The sequence below is a fragment of the Gluconacetobacter tumulisoli genome (assembly GCF_014174155.1).
Lineage (GTDB): Bacteria > Pseudomonadota > Alphaproteobacteria > Acetobacterales > Acetobacteraceae > Gluconacetobacter > Gluconacetobacter tumulisoli.
This window is the reverse complement of record NZ_JABEQM010000016.1, coordinates 1-17,841: the sequence shown is the minus strand read 5'-3', so window position 1 is coordinate 17,841 and position 17,841 is coordinate 1. Positions and strand designations below refer to the sequence as shown.

At 67.0% G+C, this 17,841-nt stretch carries 17 protein-coding genes; 3 read left to right on the top strand and 14 right to left on the bottom strand.

Going from position 1 to position 17,841, the window contains the following annotated elements:
- The first annotated feature begins 4 nt into the window (after positions 1 to 4).
- On the top strand, positions 5 to 985 hold the full coding sequence (mltG, locus tag HLH28_RS15585) for an endolytic transglycosylase MltG (RefSeq protein WP_182960874.1): 981 nt from the start codon (positions 5 to 7) through the stop codon (positions 983 to 985).
- Positions 986 to 1,048: 63 nt separating this feature from the next.
- Here the strand turns inward: mltG and HLH28_RS15580 are convergent, their stop codons facing one another.
- The 9 genes from HLH28_RS15580 to HLH28_RS15540 form a co-directional block, all read right to left on the bottom strand.
- On the bottom strand, positions 1,049 to 1,891 hold the full coding sequence (locus tag HLH28_RS15580) for a lipid-binding SYLF domain-containing protein (protein ID WP_182960872.1): 843 nt from the start codon (positions 1,889 to 1,891) through the stop codon (positions 1,049 to 1,051).
- Positions 1,892 to 2,035: 144 nt separating this feature from the next.
- On the bottom strand, positions 2,036 to 2,824 hold the full coding sequence (locus HLH28_RS15575) for an inositol monophosphatase family protein (RefSeq protein WP_182960870.1): 789 nt from the start codon (positions 2,822 to 2,824) through the stop codon (positions 2,036 to 2,038).
- 106 nt (positions 2,825 to 2,930) lie between these two features.
- Positions 2,931 to 3,428 carry an MmcB family DNA repair protein gene (locus tag HLH28_RS15570; protein ID WP_182960868.1) on the bottom strand — a complete coding sequence of 166 codons (498 nt, stop codon included), beginning with the start codon at positions 3,426 to 3,428 and terminating at the stop codon, positions 2,931 to 2,933.
- Between the two features lie 46 nt (positions 3,429 to 3,474).
- Entirely contained in the window at positions 3,475 to 4,584 is a 1,110-nt protein-coding gene (locus tag HLH28_RS15565) for a glycosyltransferase family 4 protein (RefSeq protein ID WP_182960866.1), read from the bottom strand.
- Positions 4,585 to 4,592: 8 nt separating this feature from the next.
- A complete protein-coding gene (locus tag HLH28_RS15560) occupies positions 4,593 to 5,360 on the bottom strand; it encodes an NTP transferase domain-containing protein (protein WP_182960864.1) in 768 nt (255 codons plus the stop codon).
- Entirely contained in the window at positions 5,357 to 6,136 is a 780-nt protein-coding gene (locus HLH28_RS15555; RefSeq protein ID WP_182960862.1) for a sterol desaturase family protein, read from the bottom strand. Before HLH28_RS15555 ends, HLH28_RS15560 begins: the two co-directional genes overlap by 4 nt.
- Positions 6,133 to 7,245: an LptF/LptG family permease gene (locus tag HLH28_RS15550; protein WP_182960860.1), complete on the bottom strand. Its 1,113-nt coding sequence runs from the start codon at positions 7,243 to 7,245 to the stop codon at positions 6,133 to 6,135. Before HLH28_RS15550 ends, HLH28_RS15555 begins: the two co-directional genes overlap by 4 nt.
- Complete coding sequence (locus HLH28_RS15545) at positions 7,242 to 8,462, bottom strand: LptF/LptG family permease (protein ID WP_182960858.1); 1,221 nt, start codon at positions 8,460 to 8,462, stop codon at positions 7,242 to 7,244. The genes HLH28_RS15550 and HLH28_RS15545 overlap by 4 nt, the downstream gene beginning before the upstream one ends.
- Positions 8,463 to 8,478: 16 nt before the next feature.
- Positions 8,479 to 9,384, bottom strand: coding sequence for a metallophosphoesterase (locus HLH28_RS15540; protein ID WP_182960856.1), 906 nt, complete (start codon positions 9,382 to 9,384; stop codon positions 8,479 to 8,481).
- Positions 9,385 to 9,579: 195 nt separating this feature from the next.
- Here HLH28_RS15540 and HLH28_RS15535 point away from each other — a divergent pair, with 195 nt between their 5' ends.
- Together HLH28_RS15535 and HLH28_RS15530 are read left to right on the top strand one after the other, a co-directional pair.
- A complete protein-coding gene (locus tag HLH28_RS15535; protein ID WP_182960854.1) occupies positions 9,580 to 10,554 on the top strand; it encodes a diacylglycerol kinase family protein in 975 nt (324 codons plus the stop codon).
- Positions 10,551 to 11,528 (top strand): hypothetical protein, encoded by a 978-nt coding sequence (locus tag HLH28_RS15530; RefSeq protein ID WP_182960852.1) that lies wholly within the window; start codon positions 10,551 to 10,553, stop codon positions 11,526 to 11,528. Before HLH28_RS15535 ends, HLH28_RS15530 begins: the two co-directional genes overlap by 4 nt.
- On the opposite strand, the gene spt is transcribed toward HLH28_RS15530, so the two are convergent.
- From spt to HLH28_RS15505, 5 genes are all read right to left on the bottom strand, one after another.
- Positions 11,500 to 12,714, bottom strand: a complete 1,215-nt coding sequence (spt, locus tag HLH28_RS15525; RefSeq protein WP_182960849.1) for a serine palmitoyltransferase — start codon at positions 12,712 to 12,714, stop codon at positions 11,500 to 11,502. The two genes, HLH28_RS15530 and spt, sit on opposite strands and share 29 nt — an antisense overlap.
- A 3-nt stretch (positions 12,715 to 12,717) precedes the next feature.
- On the bottom strand, positions 12,718 to 12,969 hold the full coding sequence (locus HLH28_RS15520) for an acyl carrier protein (RefSeq protein WP_182960847.1): 252 nt from the start codon (positions 12,967 to 12,969) through the stop codon (positions 12,718 to 12,720).
- A 186-nt stretch (positions 12,970 to 13,155) separates the two neighbouring features.
- Positions 13,156 to 14,892 (bottom strand): fatty acyl-AMP ligase, encoded by a 1,737-nt coding sequence (locus tag HLH28_RS15515; protein WP_182960948.1) that lies wholly within the window; start codon positions 14,890 to 14,892, stop codon positions 13,156 to 13,158.
- Between the two features lie 50 nt (positions 14,893 to 14,942).
- Positions 14,943 to 16,076, bottom strand: coding sequence for a sensor domain-containing protein (locus tag HLH28_RS15510; RefSeq protein ID WP_182960845.1), 1,134 nt, complete (start codon positions 16,074 to 16,076; stop codon positions 14,943 to 14,945).
- A 6-nt stretch (positions 16,077 to 16,082) separates the two neighbouring features.
- Positions 16,083 to 17,519: a lipopolysaccharide biosynthesis protein gene (locus tag HLH28_RS15505; RefSeq protein ID WP_182960843.1), complete on the bottom strand. Its 1,437-nt coding sequence runs from the start codon at positions 17,517 to 17,519 to the stop codon at positions 16,083 to 16,085.
- Positions 17,520 to 17,841 lie beyond the last annotated feature (322 nt).

The window sequence follows — 17,841 nt, the reverse complement described above, 5'->3', positions numbered from 1 at the left end:
TTAGATGGGCAGGCTGCTGAAATCGTTTGCGGCCCTGCTGGTGTTTCTGGGCGTGGCGGCGGGTGGCCTGACGGGTTGGGGATGGTGGCTCTATCGTGCCCCCGGCCCGTTGCCGACTGTCCGTGCGGTGGTCGTGCCGCGCGGGAGCCTGGGCGGCACCATTTCCACCCTTCAGCATGCAGGGGTCGTGGAGAGCGGGGACATCGTGGCCCTGGTCTTCCGCGTGGCGGTTCGCCTGACGCGCAAGGACGGGGTCCTGCACGCGGCGGAACTGGAATTCCCGGCCCATGGATCGATCCGCGACGCGCTGTTCGTCCTGCGCCATGGCCGGCCGGTGCTGCACCGGATCACGGTGCCCGAAGGCCTGTCGGCGATCCAGGTCGCGGACATCATCGACCGGGCGCCGGTCCTGACCGGGTCCGTTGCCGCGCCGCCGGAAGGCGACGTCCTGCCGCAGACCTACGATTACGAATGGGGCACGCCGCGTGCGGTGCTGCTGTCACGAATGCAGGCGGCGATGACGGCGACGCTGGACGCGGTCTGGCGCCAGCGTGACCCGGTACCCGAAATTCGCGATCGGCGCACGCTGCTGATCCTGGCATCGATGGTGGAGCACGAGACCGCCATTGCGTCAGAGCGGCCAATGGTGGCACGGGTCTTCATCAACCGGCTGCAACGCGGCATGCGGCTGCAATCCGATCCGACGGTGGTCTACGGACTCAACCAGGGGGCGGGCCCGCTTGGCCACGCCCTGACCCGCACGGACCTGGAAACCCCGACCCCCTACAATACCTATATTCTGCCTGGCCTGCCGGCGGGTCCAATCTGCGCGCCAGGTCGGGCGGCGCTGGAGGCGGTAGCCCATCCCGCATCGGGCGACGCGCTGTATTTCGTGGCGAATGGTGCCGGCGGCCATCTGTTTGCGGCCAGCCTGGCGGAGCATAATCGCAACGTGGGCGCCTATCGGAGCCAGCGGACCCCGTAAATGCCCCGGGCAGGGCGCTGGCCGTGCCCCCGCCCGCAAGGGGCGCTCGCCGGCAGCCCGCCGCTAATGCGGCGGGGCGAGCGGCTGGCTGCTGATGGCGCCGGAGGCGGGCGCCGAGGTGACCTGCGCGGGCTCGCCGTCCTGATAGCCAGGCTGCGCGTAGGCCGGCGCGGCGGGCGCGTTGTAGGCGGGACCGGCTGCCGCCGCCCGGGCCTGCACTTCGCTCAGGGCGCTGCGCAGCGGGTCGGCGCCCGGGTTGTTGACCCGCATCGAAATCACGATGTCTTCCGGCCCGACGATCTGGTTGTAATAGGACCGGTTGGCGCCGCTATTGACCGACAGTTTCGAGCCCCCGAGCGCCGCGCCGGCGAACAGGCCCTTCGATTTCTGGATGGCCATGATGTCGGTATTGCGCTGGCCGGTCGTACCGCTTTCGATGCCCGATCCCATGGTCGCGAACGACGCCGCCGCGTCGGCGCCGAGCTGGAACTGGTTGTCCAGCAGCGCCTGCAGGCCGCGGTCGGTCATGACGAAGAACATCACCTGGGAATCCTGCATGCCCAGCTGGATGCCGACATTGGCGGAACTGAGGCTGAAGAATGCCGGGTCGGACCATGATCCCCGCGCGTCGCGCGACAGCAGGACGCATCCTCCGCCGGATCCGCCAAAGCCGATCGACATGCGGAAAATAGATGGGCAGACCATCACGGCGCGGGCCTGCGCCATGTAGCGGGTGATGTTGCTGTCCGAGCGCGCGCCCGAAAACATGTCGCGCACGGTCAGGGTGGCGCGGTCCACCAGCGCCTGCTGCTTTTCGCCGGCGGCAAGGGCCGGGGCCGCGGGCAGCAGCAGGGCTGCCGCCAGCACCGCCGGCTTCAACTGGAATCGGCCGTCTCGCAAAAGCATGCTCCCTTATCTCCTGGCCTGGGACAGCAGCCCGCATCGCGATGGATCCGGGCGATCGTCTTTCGTATCCCTGTTCCGCGATCCATGCATGGATTTCAGAGCGGGAATGCTGGTGAAATTTTGTGTCGTAACGATGGCCGCGGGTCAGCCGAGCGGAACGTCGAGCGCCGCCGCCAGATCGTCCGCGATTCGCGGCGCGGCGGCAAGGATGGTGATTCCGCGTTCCAGCCCGCCGTCACGCACGAATGGCGAGGTCCGGGCCCCGGCCTCGTCCAGGATGACCAGGGCCGCCGCGACGTCCCAGATGTTGATGACCATTTCCAGGTAACCGTCCAGGCGACCGCAGGCTACGTCGGCCAGCGCGAGGGCGCCCGACCCGCCGGACCGGGGCATCGCGCCCAGCCGCAGAATCGTCGCGACCTTGTCCTCGAACACGCCCGCGGGGACGCGGCTGCTCCATCCCATCTCGATCATTGCAGAACGCGTGTCGTCGACTGGCGAGGCATGGATCGGCCGGCCGTTGAGGAATGCGCCCCGGCCGCGCACCGCCGTATAGGTCTCGTTCAGGGCCGGGGCCTGGATGATCCCCGCGACGGGCAGGTCATCTTCCAGAAGGCCGAGCGATACGCACCAGCGGTTGCGCCCGCGCGCGAAATTCGACGTGCCGTCGATCGGGTCCACGATCCAGCGCAGGCGGCCGGTGCGGGTCCGGCCCCCTTCCTCGCCCTGGAAACCGTCCTCGGGGAACAAGGCGCCGATTCGGGTGGAAATCAGGGCCTCCACCGCCCCGTCGGCCTCGGTCAGCCAGTCCTGGGCGCTCTTCTGGGTACCGGAGGGGCCGCCGGAGGCGGGACGCATGGACATGGCGAGGTCGGCGGCGTCCCGGACGATGGAACGGGCGGCTTCGAACCGGCACAGGATGGCGTCTGACATCGGGGGGCCTTTTCTGGATGGCTGGCACTGTCGATCGGTGAATGGCGTACATCGCGCCCCATGTCATGTGATGCGGCGCGGCGGCGATCGATGTGCCCTGGCTGGTCTACTCGATACGCCGGGCGGCGCGCAGGGATGCGGTGATGGCCGGATCGTCCAGCCGGCCCAGCCGCCCGGCGGCCTGCATCGCGAACAGATGGGTCAGCTTTCGACGCCGGGCGGAGGGCAGGGGACATGCGGGCGCCTCCCGCATGATGGCCGATTCGGCGATGATCCCGTATCCGGCGGGGCGCATATCGGTGGCGACGATCATCAGGCCGACGCTGTCGGGTAGCAGGGCGACCGGAAAATCCCGGTCCACGGCGAAGAAAAGCTGGTCGCACCACTCGCGGTAGCAGGGCCATTTGGCATCGGTCAGGAAATCCCGCGGGCCGGACTTGATCTCGATGCAGACGAATCCGTTGTCCGGGCGCAACGCCATGATATCCGCCCGCCGTCCATCCGGCAGCGGTAGTTCGTTCAGGGATGACCACCCCATCTGGCCGCAGAGATGCAGGATGGCGCGTCGGATGACGATCTGGTTTTCCGCGAGGTCGGACGGCATGTCCCGATCGTGCCATGATCCGGCCTGCGCGTCATGGCGCAGTTCCTCATCCCGCGGAATAGTCTGCGGGAGGGAACGTGACCTGGCGGCCGATGCGTTGGAGGATGGCCTGCCCCGCCGCGTCGAAGCGTGCCGGGTCGAATCGTGTCAGTACCCGCGTGCGGGCGGCCTGTCCCAGGCCGGCGAGACGCTCCGGATGGTGCAGGACCGCCGCCAGGGCCTGCGCCAGGGCCGTCGGGTCCTGGGGGGGCACGACATGGCCGGAGATACCCTCCTCGATCGTGTAGGGCATTTCGCCGACCGACGATGCCACGACGCCCAGGCCGGCCTGCATGGCCTCATGCATGGCGATGCACAGGCCTTCGCGTCGCGACGGCTGCACGTACAGGTGCTGCCCCGCCAGGAAGTCCGGCACGCGTTCGTTGAACCCCGGCAGACGAAGCGTCGTCAGGCGGTTGTCGCGGATCAGGGATTCCAGCTGCGGCCGCATCGCCCCTTCGCCCGAGACGGTGATCTCGAACGGCGCGAGCGTGCCGTGGGTCTTCAGGATCGCCAGGGCGGCGCACAGGACATCGTAGCCCTTGGCCCGGTGCAGGCGGCCCAGCGATCCGATTCGCACGATGTCGCCGGACTGCCAGGGGCGGGCCACCGGAAATTCGGGATTGGCTCGAAAAATCGGCCAGGAGGCGAGGCGATCCTCGGGTATTCCCAGCCTGCGGCGGGCGAAATCCAGCACGCAGCCCGAATCGGCGACCCACAGCCGCGTCAGCCCCCGCAACGTCCGCAGAAGCCGGATATTGGCCTCGCTCAGTCCTGCATTATGCTGCCAGCTGACGACGGAAATCCGCCGCTTCAACCCGACAAGTTGTCCCATCGCCGTGGCGCGGGTCAGCGACGTCCACAGCAGGTCGGGGCGATAGGCCCCCATCTGGCGGTCCAGCCAGCGCAGGGCGGCGACATGGTCCCTTTTGTCCCCGTCGCGGATATGGACCTTCAGACCTGTCCGTTCGATGGCCGACAGGGCGCGTCCGTCGCCGCGGAGCAGCGCGAACAGTTCGACCTCATGCCCCTCCTGCCGCATCACCCGGGTAATGTCAGGCACAGGGAAGGCGGCGCCGCCCCCTTCCAGCGAGTTGATGACATAGGCGATACGCATGGTTCAGGTCAGGCGGCCGCGAGGATCGATTGTACCAGATCGAGGTCGGCCGGCTTGTCCACGTCCACGGCGGCGCGTCCGTCGGGCAAGGGGACCAGGCGAGCGGACGCGCCGGCCAGCCGTTCGATCCGCGCACACAGGGCCTGGCGCGTCAGGCGTCCCACCAGGTAGCGCAGCAGGATCCCCGGCCCCAGCAGGCGGGCCATGCGGACGGGTCGCTTGCGCTCCTGTTCCAGGCGTTGCCAGAGCCGGACGACGCCGATCGCTGCCGGGGTGCGGAACAGGAACAGGTTGCAACCTGAAAACGCCCCGTCGGCCAGGCGGATCATCGTGCGTTTCGTGCCGGGGACATCGCGGCGGATGTCCCGTTCCATCGCGATGCCGGCCGCGACGTCGCAGGTGTCGCCGGCGGCGGACAGGAACGATTCGATCCATTCCGGACGCAGCAGCGCATGGTCGGCCGTCGTGACCAGCAGGGGCGTGCCCAATGTGCCGATCGCCTCCATTACGCTGCCGCTGGGGCCCTGGGCCGGCGGCAGGATCGTAACAGGGCGATCCAGAAGGCCGGTCAGGATGTCCGGATCCTCGATGCTGACCGCGATGCGGCCGATCCGTGGGACGGCCGACAGCGCGTCGACGACCCGGGCGATCATCGGCCGGCCGGCGACGGGCAGGATCGCCTTGTGCGAGACGCCGGCGGCCTGGGCCATCGGGTCGCGTGTCCCTGCGCGCGTGCCCGCCAGGATCAGGACGTTCAGCGTGCCGCCGGACGTCACGCGGCGTTCCTGTTCGACGACGCGCCGTCGGGCCGGTCGCGCGGGGGGGTGCCGGTCAGGTCCATCACCCAGGGATAGCGGTTGGCCTCCGCCACGTCATACCCCAGGTTGAAGACGCTGGGGCTGCGGGGCCGGGCGCGCGCATCGACGTAATAACTGCCGAAGATCCGGTCGACGACGAAGCTGGTGATGCCGTAATTGCCGTCCTCGTCATGGAAATGATGCAGGACATGCCGCTGCTTCATCTTCTGGATCCAGCGCATCCTGGGCTTGTAGTTCAGGTGCTGGATGCAATGGAAGAATTCATAGATGCAGGTGATCGCAAGCCCCGTTCCGAAGGCCGCTGCGGCCCCCCCCAGATGGCCGATCAGGTAGCCGACGGGGATCGTGATGATCGCAATCGTCGGGATCGTGTTCAGCGGCGAGCCGAACAGGACGTCCAGCAGATGCGGATCCTGATGATGATCGAAATGGATGCGCTTCCACAGCCCGGCCGTCCATTTCATCCGATACAGGAAACGCCCGTGCAGGATGAAGCGGTGTATTGCGTACCATGCCAGGGGATAGACCGCGACGACCGCGGCGGCGGCCACGAGTGTCTGTCCGATTCCGGGGAAATGCCGGACCAGGAACGCGAAGCTGGCGATGGCGAGGACGATGTAGAGGATGATGGTCGGATAGGTCAGGTAGGCGATCCAGAGCTGCCGGAGGTTCATTTTCCCCAGGTCGAAGCTGCGTCCCGTCCGGAGATTCGCGTTGCGCAGGGTACCGCTCATGATTTTTCTTCTATCCTCAACATCAGGGCACCGATTGCGAATGCGAAAATCGCGATGCCCGGAAGGGTCGCGGCCAGGGCCGGCAGGGTGCCGGCATTGCCCAGGGCCCGCATCAATCCCTGGAAGACGATAAACAGCAGGCCCGCGCCCAGACACCAGACCGGAAGCCAGCTTCGCGCGCCGGTACGAGGCGGGATATAAACCACCGGCACCGCCAATAATAGCATGACGATGAATGTCAGCGGTAACAGCGCGCGTTCCAGCAATGCGGTGCGAAAATAGCTGGGGGGCTGGCTGGAGGGCGCGCGGTCCATCAGGATCGAGATCATCGTCGAGGCGGCGAGCGGCGGGCTGTCCATGGACAGCCGCACGAGGTCCGCCGGACGCAGCCCGGACGGCCATCCGGCCTCGGCGGGCGGGGCGGTGAAGGCGCCCGGGTCCACCGTCGCCTGCGATATCGTCAGTTGCCGCCCGTCGCCCCCCGTCCATGCGCCGTCGACGAAACGGGCGTCCCCGATATGGACGATGCTGGTCAGCCGTCCCGATGGATCGCGCCGATACAGGTCCAGCTTGCCGGCGATCCGGCCGCCCCCCGCGATGTATCCGACGTCGATCAGCGTCGTGCCGGCCCGAAACCAGAACGCGCGTCCGGATTCGGGATGCGGGTCGGTGGCGTTCCACCAGCGTGCCAGCGCCAGTTCGGCACGGGGGGTCACCTGGTCGTCGATGACGGCGCTGACCAGGCCCAGCCCGACGACGCCGGGCAGGAGAAGCCGGACCAGGGCGTGGGTCGACAGTCCGGCCGCGCGCAGGATCGCGATTTCGTTCGCCGTTGTCATTTGCACCAGCATGATCAGTGCCCCGATCAGGACCGCCAGCGGAAAGACGCTGCCCAGCAGCAGGGGGCTGCGCAGCACCAGGAAATACAGTACGCCCCCGACGCCCAGGTGACGGTCCAGGATCGGTGTCAGCTGCTCCAGCAGCGCCAGGATCTCCATCAGTGCGACCAGGATCAGGCCGGTCGCCAGCACGCGCGACACCAGTTCACGCGACAGGTAGCGCAGCAGCACCCCGCGACTCGATCCGATCGGCAGAGGGGGAGGGGTCATCGGCTGGTGTCCGTCGCCGGACCGGCCACGGCCTGTCCGCGTCGTGCGAAGCGTCGCATCAGGGACCACCATCCCGCGCCGGCTGTCCCGCTTCGCCGGACGAGCAGCCATACGCAGGCGCCGCAGAAGATGACGAACGGCCCCCAGATCACCAGCCAGGGCGACATGCCGCGGCTGGCGACCAGGCTGAGGCCCAGCTGGAGCGCATGGTCGAAGCCCACAAGGCTGATGGCCGCGATCGGCAGGCCCAGGTTCCGCCGCTGCCGCTTGGCCATGCCCGCCAGGGCGCAGGCCAGGACCGGAATGAACGGAATGGCCATGGCCCGGGCCAGGCGGAAATGCAGTTCCGCCACCAGATGGGACCGGCGGATCGCCGGGTCATGATGACGGATGGCCTGGCGCAGTTCCGGCACCGTCAGTTCGCGTTCGTCGTTTCCCCGATGGCGGAAGGTGCCGCCGTGATGATCGCTTTGGAGGATGCGGGTCGTCGTGTCGAACGTCGTCAGGGTGGGGCGGTCGTCATGGCGGTCGGTGACGATCACGCCATGTGCGAGGTCCAGTCGGACGGACGACCGGTCGTCCGTCATCTGCAGCGTCCCGCTATCGGCGGTGATGTCGCGTTCCAGTTCGCCGGTCCTGTCGCGGATGAAGACATGGAACAGCAGCGTTCCCGCCCCCTCGACCCGGTCGGCGGTCAGCATCAGGGCGCCGGACGGTGTCGCGAACATCCGCCCCTGCAGATGCGGCGCCCAGCCCGCATGGCTGGCCAAGTATAGGCCATGTCGGAAATTGTAGCGGGCATATGGTTGAATGAACCCGTACAGCAGGAAGCTGAGCAGGCCGAGCATGACCCCCATTGCGACAAACGGCCGCGCTATCCGCGACAGGGACACGCCGCTGGCCATCAGGGCGTCGATTTCGTTGTTCTGGCTCATCCTGCGGACCACCGAGAACACGCTGACGCAGATCGCCGCCGGAAGCGCCAGGCCGAGATAATGCGGCACCAGGTCCGCCAGCAGGCCGAAGAAGGTTCGCAGCGTGCCGCCATCCGCCGCCAGTACGTTGAACAGGACCAGCAGCCGTTCCAGCAGCAGCGCCGTCATCACGACGCCGAGTGCCAGGGCGAACGGGGGCAGGGTCTGCGCGATCAGATAGTGGTCCAGCGTCCCCGCGGCGAGTTTCCGGACGAACGACGGAAGAGAAGGTGCGCGCGTCATGTCGGCCCACACATACTCAAATCGGCGGTCGGATGCGATAGGCGGTGAAGAGCGTCGGCGGAAGCTCCTGCATGGGGATGTCGGGACGGAAGATCCGCCGCCGGATTTCGATATGAAAATCGCGTTCCGTCGTCGTGATCCGGATCCGCTGCCATGCTGCCGCGCGCGCCGCCCGGTCGGACCGCATTGATGCCGATGCCACCCCCAGGACCGGTACGGGCGCCAGGGGGCCGGGCAGCGAAGACAGTCCCGAAAAATGGGAGTGCCCGTGCAGCACCAGCTCCGCCCCCGCGCGGGCGATGGCGTCGCCGAACAGCGCACGATCCAGCAGGGCCTTCCGGCGGGGCACGATGCCCGCCACGGGCGGGTGATGGATCAGGACGATGCGGCACAGGCCCTCCCGGCCGGTGTCGCGCAGAATGGCGGCCAGGCGGTCGGCCTGGGGGCGTCCGATCCGTCCCGCCGCGGAAAACCAGGGCATTGGCCGCGCGGAATTCACGCCGATCAGCGCCAGCGGCCCGATCCGCCGCACGAAGGGAAAATCGTCCGGGGCCGGGACCATCCACGGCGCCCATAGCCCGAGCGTGTCCGACCAGCGTTCGGACACAAGCATGTCATGGTTGCCGGGAATCACGATCGTTCGCGCGGGCATGTTCCGCTGCAGCCAGTCTGCCGCCTGCCGGCATTCCTCGGGCAGGCCCAGATTGGTCAGGTCGCCGGTCAGGGCCACAACGTCCGGGGCGGCGGCGCGCAGGTCCGCCACCACCCTGTCCAGCATCGCGCCGACATGGAGGAAGCGGCGTTTGCGTCGCCATGACAGGTGGCTCAACGCCCGCTTGTTCAGCAGGGCCGCCGGCGGCAGACACAATTTGTCATGTGAAATGTGCGGGTCCGACAGATGGGCGAGTATGATCTCGGTCACGGTGGCCTCCGCGGGGTGGCGGTCCGGGCGGACGGCGGACCGTGGCGTACAGGGTCCCGTCGCCCGGGTCCGGACATGCCGCCTTCCACCGGCTCTGTCGAGGGGAAGGGCCCGGTTTTCCTGCCTTGCAATACCATTCGGAACGCGGCTTATGGCCGGACGAGTGGATGACAACCGGAAAAGGACCGCTACCGCGTGACCGAACGTTTTGCCTTGATTCACAATCCGCGCAGCCGGCGGAATGGCAAGGATGACGGGACGTTCCGCAATAGTGCGGCCCGGCTTCTTGGCCCGCTGTTCGTGCGTCCTTCGGGTCGCGAGCATGTGCTGGATGCCGTGGCGGAGCTGGCCCGGCGTGAGGTCCGGACGATCGCGATCGACGGTGGGGACGGTACCGTCAGCGAAGTCATGTCCGCCATATATCGTCACTACCCCGCCGACGCGCTGCCTGCCCTGGCGGTCCTGCCGTCCGGCAACACCAACCTGATCGCAAGCGATGTCGGCTTTGGACTGCGCGGGATGGCTGCGCTCGACCGGCTGGGCGCCCTGGCCCGCGATGACGGGTTGCGGCGCGCCACGGTCCGGCGCGAGGTGCTGGCGGTCCGCTGGTCCGATCCGGATCGCCCCGCGGCCCTGGGAATGTTCCATGGGGCGGCGGCCTTCACGCGGGGCGTCGGCATTGCGCATCGTCCCGCCATCGACCGGTTTTCCCATGACATCGCGGTCGGGGTGGCGATCGCGTCGTCGATCGGGCGCCTGGCGTTCCGCTCCACGCGCCGGAAATGGCTGGGCGGCAACAGGATCACGCTGGCGGTCGGAAACGAGGCCGCGCGGACGCAGGATTGTTTCCTGTTTCTTGCCACCACCCTGCATTGTCTTCCACGCCGGATGTGGCCGTTCGCCCCCCGGACGGCGGCGGAGGGAATGTCCTATCTGAATGTCGCGGCCTTTCCGCCCCGCCTGGCTGCCGCGACCTGGAGCCTCCTGCGTGGTCGGTCGCCGGACTGGCTGGACGACTGTCCGGCCTATGAACGCGGCCAGACCGACAGGCTGGCGCTCAGGATCGGCGAGGATTTCGTGCTGGATGGCGAAATCTTCGATTCCGGTCCCGACGGGCAGACATTCCTGTCGGCCGGGCCGGCCTTCGATTTCATCCGGGGGACGGCATGAACACGCCGGTCCGGTTCCAGGATGCGGCCGCTGGACGGGTGGCCCACCTGCTGACCGGCGAACTGGTCCAGCCGGTCAGCCCATCCGTCGCCGCCTTCGCCGCGCGTCTGGTCGGACAGGCCCGGGTCATGGGGGTGCTGTTCTACGGGTCCGCCCTCCGGCAGGCGGATCCCGAGGGGATCCTGGATTTCTACGTCGTGGTGGAACGCCAGTCCGACTGGCCGCGCGGGCGGACCGCGCAGGTCGCGAACGCCCTGCTGCCGCCGAACGTCGAATATCACGAACAGGTCATCGATGGCGCGACCATCCGGGCGAAGGTCGCGATCGTGACCATCGCGCAGTTTCGCGCCATGACCGGACAGCGCACCGTCGATACCACGTTGTGGGCCCGGTTCTGCCAGCCGGTCCGCCTGGTCTGGGTGCGTGATTCCGTTGCCGCCGACGACATCCTGCGCTGCCTGGTGCGTGCGGTCGCGGTGGCCGCCTGGTGGGCGGCGTGCCTGGGGCCGGTGGAAGGAACCGCCGAAACCTACTGGGAGGCGCTTCTCAGACGGACCTACGGCGCCGAATTGCGGGTCGAGTCCAGGGGGCGCGCCCGCAGCCTGCTGGGGGGGCAGGGGGATCGCTACCGGGACCTGCTGATCGCGGCCTGGACGGCGTCGGGCCTGTCCTTCAGCCAGCGGGGAACCATCCTGCGTCCCGAAGTCCGTACCGGCGTCCGTGCCCGGGCGCTCCGGCGTTGGCGCCTGCGCGATACGTTGGGGCGCCCCCTGAACATCGTCCGGCTGGCCAAGGCCGCTTTCACGTTCGCGGGCGGGGCACGTTACGTGGCGTGGAAGATCAGGCGCCACACGGGGATCGACCTTGCGTTGACGCCCTTTGCCGAGCGCCATCCCCTGATCTGCCTGCCGTGGCTGCTGCTGACCCTGCGGCGGGCCGGCGTGTTCAGGCGGTCGCGGCCGCCGGGCGCATAAGGTCGAACTCGCGGGCCACGGTGGCGAAGATGTCGACCGCGCGGTCGATCTGGGCCGGGGTGTGCGTCGCCATGACCGAGGTTCGCAGCAGCGGATGCTGGTCCGGTGTCGCGGGCGGCAGGCTGAGATTGACGTAGACGCCCAGGTCCAGAAGCCGGTTCCAGAAACGCACGGCCTGATCCACCTCGTCCAGGATGACCGAGACGACGGGGCTGGCCTGCGGGCCGGTACGCAGGCCGGCCGCATTCAATCCCGCATACAGGCGACGCGCATTGTCCATCAGGGTATGCCGCAGTTCGGGACGGCGCCCCATCTCATCCAGCGCCGCCATCGTCGCCGCGATGATTTCGGGCGGCAGCGACGCCGTGAACATGTAGGGGCGCGAACATAGCCGGATCAGGTCCAGCCCGTCATGGTCGGACACGCAGTATCCGCCCACCGTACCGAGGCTCTTGGAGAACGTGCCGACCACGAAATCGACATCGCCTTCGACGCCGTCGGCCTCGGCCACGCCGCGTCCGTGCGCGCCCATCACGCCGAAGGAATGGGCCTCGTCCGCCAGCAGCCAGGCGCCGGCTTCCCGCTTCACGGCGGCGAATTCAGCCATGGGGACGACGTCGCCCATCATCGAATAGATGCCTTCGACGACGATCAGCTTGGCCCCGGGCGTGCCCTCCAGGCGGCGCAGGCGCTTGCGCAGGTCCTCGGGGTCGTTGTGGCGGAAACGGATGACCTGCGCGTGGCCCAGGCGGCTGCCGTCATAGATGCTGGCGTGGCTGTCGGCGTCCAGCAGCAGGTAGTCGTCCTTGCCGGCCAGCGCCGAGATCATGCCCAGATTGGCCTGGTATCCCGTGGAGAACACCATGCAGTGGCGGCGCTGGAAATAGGCGGCGATCCGCTCCTCCAACTGGCGGTGCAGACCCTGCGTGCCGTTGGCGATCCGAGATCCGGTGGTGCCGACGCCGTGGGTCCGCGCGGCGGCGATCGCAGCCTCGATCGCCGCTTCGGACTGGCTGAGGCCCAGATAGTTGTTGGTGCCGAACAGCAGCGTCTCGCGCCCCTCGATCAGGCCGACGGTCGAGGAGAGCGGACGGTCGATGACGACGGCGAACGGATTGCGGCCGCCATCCGCCGTCACGGCGGCCAGCGATTGGGCCAGGCCGTCGTATTTGCTGAAGATCGACATGGGTCAGGAGGCCTGCTTCAGGGACACGATGCAGGCGGCCAGGTCGTCGATGGTCCGGATATCGGCAAGACGGTCGAGGGGGACGGATACGTCGAGCGAATCCTCGATTTCCATGACGAAATTCATCACGGCGAGTGAATCGAAGGCCAGGTCCTCGACGATCTTGCTGCTGCCGTTGATGTCGCGGGGAACCTTGGGGTTCGCCAGCAGCGTCTGGACGATCAGGGCAGAGACGTCTGCAACCGTTTCACTCATTGTATTTGCATCCTTCTGCGGGTCGTTCCCCGATGGCAAGGCCCGGGGCGACCCGCATGTCACAACTGGCGGCCTCAATTCCCGGCGCAGGCAGCGCATCGTCGCCTGTCCTGGGAAGAAGGACGCCCTTATGATCGAAATCCGGTCCGTTGACCAGTATGGATCGCGTGCGCCGGGGCCACCCGGTCAGGCGACCGAGGCGGTCTCGGTAAGGGTGTCGAATGCCCCCGACAGCAGCATCGCCTTGGCCCGTGCGCGCGTCAGCTTGCCGGACGACGTCTGGGGCAATGTGTGCGGCGGCACCAGGATGACCGAGACGTCCACCCCGTGCTGCCGGCGGAACAGGTTCGCGGCCTCGTTGCGCAGCAGTTCCCGCGCCTCGGGCGACGAAGCCCGGCACTGGATCAGCGCCACGACCTTCTCGCCCTTTTCCTGGTCGACCGAGAAGACGGCGACGTCGCGGCTGCGCAGGGCGCCGATCTCGGTCTCCGCCGACCATTCCAGGTCCTGCGGCCAGATATTGCGGCCGTTGATGATGATCAGGTCCTTGGCGCGCCCGGTCACGACCACCTGTCCGTCGAGCATGTAGCCCAGGTCGCCGGTATTCAACCATCCGTCCCGGTCCAGGACGCGCAGGGTGTCCTGCGGCTGGTTGAAATAGCCGCGCATCAGGCTGGGGCCGCGTACGAAGATCGTACCCACCTTGCGGTCGGGAAGCGGGTGTCCCGACGGGTCGCGGACCTCCAGATCATGCTCTGCGAGGACCTGCCCGCATCGGACGAATGTCCGCAGGGCATGGGACGGGTCGTTCGACGGCCGTGCGATGCCCTGGGTTTCGAGAAACCGCAAATCGACCGTATCGGTCTGGATGCCGGAGCCCAGCGGGACGAAACTGATGGCCAGAGTGGCCTCCGCCATGCCGTAGCTGGCGGTGAACGCATGGCTGTCGAAGCCGGAGGCGGCGAAACGCTCGGCGAATTCTTCCAGGATGTGATGGCGGATCATGTCGCCGCCGATACCCGCGACACGCCAGCTGGACAGGTCGAGCGAAATGGAGGAGGCCCGCCGGGCGCATAGTTCGTAGCCGAAGGAGGGGCTGTAGGAAATCGTGCCACGATTGCGGCTGATCAGGTCCAGCCAGACATGTGGGCGCCGGGCGAATTCCCGGGTAGGCAGCATGTCCACGGTCAACTGGCAGGTCACCGGCGTCAGGAAGAAACCCACCAGCCCCATGTCGTGATAGAGCGGCAGCCACGATACGCAGCGATCGCCGGTCTCGCGGACTTTCAGCCCGTCCCGGGCAATGGCGCGGGCATTGGCCATGCCGGATTTCTGGGTGACGGCAACCCCCATCGGGAAGCGGGTGCTGCCGGATGAAAACTGGAGATAGGACAGGTCGTCGGGCGACACGACGGGCAGTTCGGCCTCGCCGATCGGCAGGCCCAGCAGATCGGCCGGGCTGCCGGCGAAGCGCAGGTCAAATCCCGCGACGATGTCGCCGGTCCATGATGCGATGATGTCGGGAATGACGACGGCCGTGGCCCCGGCGCTCTCGATCATGCCACGCAAGGTGGCGACATATCCCTCGCGCCCGCCGAATGCGACCGGAAGGGGCAGGGGGGCCGGCACCAGTCCGGCATACTGGCAGCCGAAGAACGTGCGGGCGAAGTCGCCGTCGCTTTCCGCGACAATGGCGACCCGATCACCCGGCTGCAGGCCGCGGGCCAGCAGGCGACGCGCGACGTCGTGCGCCTGCGCGCGCAACGTACGGTAAGGCAGGGCCTCCAGCAATTGGCCGCGTCCCGAGTAGATGTTGAACCCGGCGTCACCAAGGGCGGCGTAGTCCAGCGCGTCCGGAAACGTTGCAAAATCGCCCAGGCGTCGCGCCTGGCCAGAATCTGTCGGAGACGGATGACATGTCATGTCCGGTAACGAATCTTCCACCTGGAGCGTGTCGATTGCGGGAAAGACGGTCATGGACCGGCCTTCCGGAGAAATTCTACGATGGCGTCCGCGCCGACAGGCGCGGTGGGGCCGGCATCCGAGAGGCCGAACGTGTCGCGTATATACGATTTTTGCCGTTCAAGGAAACCTGCCTGCATGGTGTATGCCCTGTCGATGGACTGTCCGAGTGAAGTGGTGGATGTGACGACGTTGCCCAGCGTCCAGAACCGGTAGTCCGGATTGTCGCGCCAGTCTGTGGCGTGCGCATCCAGGAACAGGCATGGCCGGGGGGTGACCAGGAATTCGGCGACCTGGCTGCTGACGTCACCCAGATAGAGGTCGGCCCCCATCGTATAGGTCATGTCGATGCTCCGGGGACTGCCGGGGTCGATCCGCATATGGGGTACGCCCGCATAGGCGCGGACGAGTTCCGCAGCCTCGGCGCGCCTTGCGTCGAACAGTCTGTAGTGCGGGGCGAAAACAAGATTATACTGATCCTGGGAGGCAAAGTAATCCAACACCTTTAACCCGAACGTATGCCACGAGGACAGCTTCGGGCTGAAATGCGGATTATACAGAACTGTTGGTCGTCCATTCGGGAACAGGGGCGGAGCCTGCTGGTGCAGGAGGCGGACCATGTCGAACTTGGCGTAAATTCCGGCGACGTAATGGCCGGGGCGCAAGGCCCCCTGCGCCAGGAGGCGGTTTTCCAATTTTCGTCCCGCCATAAGGATGAAGTCGAAATTCCGTACGTCTTGCGCGAAGCCGATCGCCCTGTCCCCGGCGCCGTGGCGGGTCCAGATCAGGCGCGGCGCGCGTACGCCCATCTTGCGAAGATAGAGCGACGTGCGTTCAGGTACGACAATGGCCTGAAATTCAGCGAAATAATTTTTGTTATAAAAGAGCGCACCCATTTTGACCAGAACGTCCTGTCCCCGTCGGTCCATATGGTGGCGCAGCAAGGTGGGCAGGTGCAGCCGGTCGAATGTCACCGATGAATCCGGATAGAAGCTCGCCAGGTGCCGGGCATAATCCTCATGCTCCTGGGACAGGCAGGCGACATGCACCGCGATGCCCGGATGGCGGCGGGCGATTTCCAGCGCGATCGGAAGCGAATGCAGGGTCTGATGGGGCTGGGCGATATAGGGGAAGACGATACGCATCGGTTCTTATGATTCGGCAGGGGCGGGCGGGGTCATGGCGGCATGGGCGCGAAACACCAACCCCAGTTGCAGCAGGATCAGCAGCAGCATCCCGCCGACTGTCGCCGGGCCTACCCCGTTCAGGCCATACAGGCGGATGAAAATCAGCAAGGTCGGCAGGAAGAAGACCATGTCGACGCAGCGCGAGATCATCACCGCGCCGGCCCGCCGCGTCGTCATCAGCAGGGGTTCCAGCGGCAGGCCGCAGATCGCGATGACCTCGGCCCCCAGCAGCCAGAGCATGATCGTCACCGCGGCCCGATCGTGGGTGCCGATGACCAGGGCCAGAAGAGGAGCGCCCAGCCAGTAGGCCAGAGCGATCAGCAGGCACCCGATCCCGCCTGCCGCCAGGCTGGTATGCAGGGCCAGGCGATACATCCGTCCGATCGCCCGGTCTCGCCACAGGGCCGCCATCTCGGGGTAAAGCGTCTGCTGCATCAATGTGCCGGGCTTGGCGATGCCCGCCGCCATCTGGCTGGCGATCCGGTAATAGCCCGCGCTGGTGGGACCCAAGCGGCTGCCGACGATCAGGGTCGTGGCGTGGCTGAACACCAGGGATAGGGTGGCATTGGCGTTGGTGACGAAGGCGAAGCGCCAGATGCCGGGAAAATCCTGCCCGATTCTCCGGCGGAGCAGGTCGGGGAGTATGTCGGGGGTGGTTCGCCAGAAATCGCGGGTCAGACCCTTCTTGCGCAATTCGCGCCATGCCAGCCCGAACAGCAGGACGCAGGATATAGCTTCGGCCAGCATCCAGGCGATGGCCAGGTGGGTGAAGCTGGCACCGACCAGAGGCAGGACGAGTGTCCCCACCAGTCGTACGGTCGTCGCGGCGGTGCCCTGCACTGCCAGAAGGTCGAAGCGGTTCAGGATCCGCAGGACACCGGTGGGTGTGGCCGCAGCCATGAAGATAGTCGAAAGGCAGTAGATCGAGCCGATCGGGTGGAGAGCTGGCGGCCAGCCCAATGTCGATCCCAAGGTCAGGCTGGCGACCAGGGCGATGGTCACGCCGGCAACTCCGCCGATCAGGTCGAGGGCGAGGCTGAAGCGGAGTACGCGATGGAACTGCCGCAGGTCGCCATCGGCCAGCGGGCGAAAGCCGTATTGCAGCAAGGTCTGCCAGGATTGGAAATCCACCAGGTCGCCGATCGTGCGTGCGAACGCATAAAGCATGACCACAAGACCGAAATCATATCCGCCCAGCAGCCGGATGGCGAGCGAGGCGTGAAGCAGGCTGAGCGGTGCATTGATCGCCCGTCCCCCCAGCAGGACACCCAGATTGCGGAAGATCCGCCGCAGGCCATGTCTGCCCCCGGCGAACGGGGGCGCCCCGTCCGCGGCAGAAGCATCCGGCGATCCGGGGGCTGGCGTCGCTTGGGGGAGGGGAGGGGGTGTGAAAGCAGACAATGAGCGAGAAACCTGTCCTGACGGTGCCCGGGGGGAGGCACATCATATGGTGCCTGGGGGTGGAAACATGAAAGATGCCCCGAATGTCCAGACCTGTTCGGCGTGTCGGGTCGGACCTCGCCGCCGAGACATTCTGTCGACGGCGGGGAAGATGGCGGTTTTCCTGGGGTCCGGTCGGCGACGGTCGCTTTTTTTGGTTTTTATGTCTTCGCGCAGTTGACGGTGGTGTGGGTGGGGTGTAGATCGCTGTTCACCGCAGGGGCGGGGCCGAAAGGCACTTGCCTGGTGGGGTTGGGTTTGCTAATGTCTTTGGCCCGGTTGG

Bases quoted from the DNA above. Each gene is read 5' to 3' on its own strand.
- mltG (WP_182960874.1), top strand. From the start codon at position 5: ATGGGCAGGCTGCTGAAATCGTTTGCGGCCCTGCTGGTGTTTCTGGGC.
- HLH28_RS15580 (WP_182960872.1), bottom strand. From the start codon at position 1,891: ATGCTTTTGCGAGACGGCCGATTCCAGTTGAAGCCGGCGGTGCTGGCG.
- HLH28_RS15575 (WP_182960870.1), bottom strand. From the start codon at position 2,824: ATGTCAGACGCCATCCTGTGCCGGTTCGAAGCCGCCCGTTCCATCGTC.
- HLH28_RS15570 (WP_182960868.1), bottom strand. From the start codon at position 3,428: ATGCCGTCCGACCTCGCGGAAAACCAGATCGTCATCCGACGCGCCATC.
- HLH28_RS15565 (WP_182960866.1), bottom strand. From the start codon at position 4,584: ATGCGTATCGCCTATGTCATCAACTCGCTGGAAGGGGGCGGCGCCGCC.
- HLH28_RS15555 (WP_182960862.1), bottom strand. From the start codon at position 6,136: ATGAGCGGTACCCTGCGCAACGCGAATCTCCGGACGGGACGCAGCTTC.
- HLH28_RS15550 (WP_182960860.1), bottom strand. From the start codon at position 7,245: ATGACCCCTCCCCCTCTGCCGATCGGATCGAGTCGCGGGGTGCTGCTG.
- HLH28_RS15545 (WP_182960858.1), bottom strand. From the start codon at position 8,462: ATGACGCGCGCACCTTCTCTTCCGTCGTTCGTCCGGAAACTCGCCGCG.
- HLH28_RS15530 (WP_182960852.1), top strand. From the start codon at position 10,551: ATGAACACGCCGGTCCGGTTCCAGGATGCGGCCGCTGGACGGGTGGCC.
- spt (WP_182960849.1), bottom strand. From the start codon at position 12,714: ATGTCGATCTTCAGCAAATACGACGGCCTGGCCCAATCGCTGGCCGCC.
- HLH28_RS15520 (WP_182960847.1), bottom strand. From the start codon at position 12,969: ATGAGTGAAACGGTTGCAGACGTCTCTGCCCTGATCGTCCAGACGCTG.
- HLH28_RS15515 (WP_182960948.1), bottom strand. From the start codon at position 14,892: ATGACATGTCATCCGTCTCCGACAGATTCTGGCCAGGCGCGACGCCTG.
- HLH28_RS15510 (WP_182960845.1), bottom strand. From the start codon at position 16,076: ATGCGTATCGTCTTCCCCTATATCGCCCAGCCCCATCAGACCCTGCAT.